Source organism: Vibrio genomosp. F10 str. 9ZD137 (assembly GCF_049974785.1).
Classification (GTDB): domain Bacteria; phylum Pseudomonadota; class Gammaproteobacteria; order Enterobacterales; family Vibrionaceae; genus Vibrio.
In genome coordinates this window covers 1-3,032 of the sequence record NZ_JBNGCJ010000842.1, presented here as the reverse complement: position 1 = coordinate 3,032, position 3,032 = coordinate 1, and the positions used below count along the sequence as shown (strand labels likewise).

Sequence of the window (3,032 nt, the reverse complement as noted above, 5' to 3'; positions counted from 1 at the left end):
TGGTTAAATCCGCCGTCGAGTAAAGTCGAGACTAAGCATACCTAACATCTAGTAATCGATAATACGCTGGGCTGGGCTGGGTTGGCTATTACACAAATTCAAACAACACGAAAAAGTGATTCTAGTGAGCTCTCAGCCCAGTTAAATAAAGGGCTAGGGGCAAAAAATATCTGCGTGTGTAAAAAACGATTTAGTAAAATTCACAGTGTGAAATTTTTGTTGTGAAATTGTTTTAAAAATGAAGGTAGTATGAAAAGCATGGAAATTACACAGTAAAGAACAATTTTAAAAAGGGTCAATCAGGACTTTTGGCCTACATAAAATTCAAAGCCGTATGAGGGAACGATTATGAATATGCTGACACTAGACAAAACAGAACTTCACAGAAACCATTCCACTTTTATTGCTGAAGCTGTCTTTGCCGTAGAAATGGTGAAAGCAGACAAGCAACTAGAAAAACAGACAATGGCGAAACAGTTGCTTGATACTCTATTTCCTCTCGAATCGGGATCTCATGAAGACGCAGTGAGCTATGAGATCGACTACAGACACATTCAGGTTTACTTCAAAAATGGCGAACACACGGGTTTGAAACGCGCTAAACACTTTGTGGCTTACACTGGTGACAAGTCGAAGCCTACAGCAATCCTATTTCGTGATGAGAGCGGAACACATGTTGAAGTGACGATAGGTGCTAGCAAGGGCACGGGTTGTTTAGAGTTTGTAGATATTGAAGATATTCAGCTAGAGACATGTACTACTTTTTCTCAAACTATCGCTAGTCGTTCGTCTGGAATTAGACACTGGGTTAGCTTGGTGAAAAGCGATGAAAGCGGTCGCACAAATGCATCAAGTGAAGATAAGGAGTTTACAGCAAAAAATGGTGAAGATTATAACCTTGGTTTCAGCTTCGCTCTCTAATGTATTAGGTTTTATTTTTGGTTATTTCCCCGCTCCCTATAGCGGGGTTTTTTGTGAGTATTTGATGCAGAGGCAATATGTGAAGCCGTGCCGTTTCAAATGCACAGAAAGAAGCATAAATCTAACCCCAATAGGGATAAGTGTTAAAGAGAAAGAGGGCATAAAGGTATCTTAAAATTGTTGGGCAGGGAATTGTACCCCAGTTTATGCGTGCCAACCTAAGTGTTTACTGTTGGGATTAACACATAGTGAAGCCCTTAAATGCATTAAGCTTTGTATATAAGAATCTGCTTGATTGAGTAAGCCTAGTTGATATTGATGTTTATCAAGAGATCCCTGCAGTAATACTTTCTACCTCACCATGATGTCATGGTCCTATATGTTTTGTTACTAATAAAAAGTAGCGCCAAGAAAAGCAGCAGGATATTAGTAGCGTTGACTTTTGCAGTCAGAGAGCACTTTTCCATCTTTAATCATAACAATACGCTTAGTACGTTCTGCAAGCGCGTTATCGTGAGTGACAATGATCAGTGTTTTTCCTTGCGAGTGCAATTGATTAAACAGAGCCTCTATCTCGGCGCCAGACTTAGAGTCTAAGGCACCTGTTGGCTCATCAGCTAATATCATTTGAGGTTCATTAACCAAAGCTCTAGCGATAGCGACACGTTGTTTTTGACCACCAGATAACTGACTCGGTTTATGGTCAAGACGGTCACCCAATCCTACTTGTTCCAGTAGTTTTACTGCTCGCTCACGGCGCTCTTTTGCTTTCATTCCTGAGTACACTAAGGGGAGGGCGACGTTATCCAGTGCTGACGCGTACTCAAGCAAATTAAAGCTTTGGAATACAAAACCAATTTTTTGGTTACGAATGCCGGCCAGTTCATTGGAACTTAATGCTGCAACATTTTTCCCATCAAGTTGATATTCACCCTCTGTTGGTTTATCAAGGCAGCCAAGCATGTTCATCAAAGTAGACTTCCCTGATCCCGATGGGCCTAAAATAGACAGAAACTCTCCTTTGCGAATCGTGAGGTCAATGCCGTCTAAAGCTCGAATCTCAGCGTCACCACTGGAGTAGTGTTTATGGATGTTTGAGAGTTTAACTAAGGATTGATTAGACATGGTATCTCCTCTTTTTATTTCATCATTCACTTTGTAGCGCCTCCATCGGCGTCACTTTCGCCGCTCGATTAGCTGGTAGCCAAGCAGCAATGACACCAATAACAATCAATGTCAAAATGACAATACTAATAACCAACGATGACAGTTCAGGGGTAGGTTGACCAAGAGTGTCGTAAAACATATTTCCTTTGAGGTTTATAGAACGAATCATTGAAATCAACGCATAACTTACTAGCAAACCCAATACGCCCCCAATCATCATAGTCATTAAAGACTGCACCAAGTAATGTAGACGAATCGCTGTCGGCGTAGCACCAACAGCCATTCGCACACCTATGTCTCTTGTTGAACGTTTCACCATTGCATACATTACGTTTGCGATCCCTATACCTGCGACAGCCAGAGTGATAAAGCCAATTACACCTAGAAATCCCTCCAAGCCAATCAAGAATTGCAGCGTACTTTTTTGCCTGAGGAACATATCCTCAATCTGAATGATCTGCTTATCACTGACACTAGCACCATGCTTGCGCGCAATGACCTGATTAATTGTGGATGCAAGCTTTACTCTGTCAGTTTCATTGTGAGGTAGTATGTTAATACTGCTGATATTGTCGTTGTTGTGAAAACGCTGCCATGTTGAGAGTGGAACAAAGCTCGAATAATTAATAGTGTTTCCTTGTTCAATCTCGGCACTGTTTTTTCCTAATACACCAATCACTGTGAACTTTTCGCTGCCAAGTTTTACTTTTTTCCCCACTGGATTAGTCTCTAATCTTACATTTGCAAACCATTTAGCATTTTCACTGGGGTTAAATAGATCTGCAGCTAAAAGATAACCTAAAACGATTACTTTACGTTGTTGATTCTGGTCTAGAGGATTAAACCAACGTCCACCAGGACGTATATTGAGGTTGGTCATAGACTGAAATTCACTGGTGACAGCCAATGGTTTCTGCCAAGCACGTCGATCAGCTACATTTGGC

Annotated in this window: 3 protein-coding genes; 1 reads left to right on the top strand and 2 read right to left on the bottom strand. The window is 41.1% G+C overall.

Translation table 11 applies throughout. The annotated features are described in order from the left end of the window. The first annotated feature begins 348 nt into the window (after positions 1–348). A complete protein-coding gene (locus ACP45E_RS19035; RefSeq protein ID WP_017038819.1) occupies positions 349–921 on the top strand; it encodes a malate synthase in 573 nt (190 codons plus the stop codon). A gap of 426 nt (positions 922–1,347) precedes the next feature. On the opposite strand, the gene ACP45E_RS19030 is transcribed toward ACP45E_RS19035, so the two are convergent. Together ACP45E_RS19030 and ACP45E_RS19025 are read right to left on the bottom strand one after the other, a co-directional pair. Further along, positions 1,348–2,046 carry an ABC transporter ATP-binding protein gene (locus tag ACP45E_RS19030; protein ID WP_065576780.1) on the bottom strand — a complete coding sequence of 233 codons (699 nt, stop codon included), beginning with the start codon at positions 2,044–2,046 and terminating at the stop codon, positions 1,348–1,350. Between the two features lie 22 nt (positions 2,047–2,068). After that, the coding region (locus ACP45E_RS19025; protein WP_017038817.1) for an ABC transporter permease at positions 2,069–3,032 on the bottom strand (964 nt) is incomplete at its 5' end.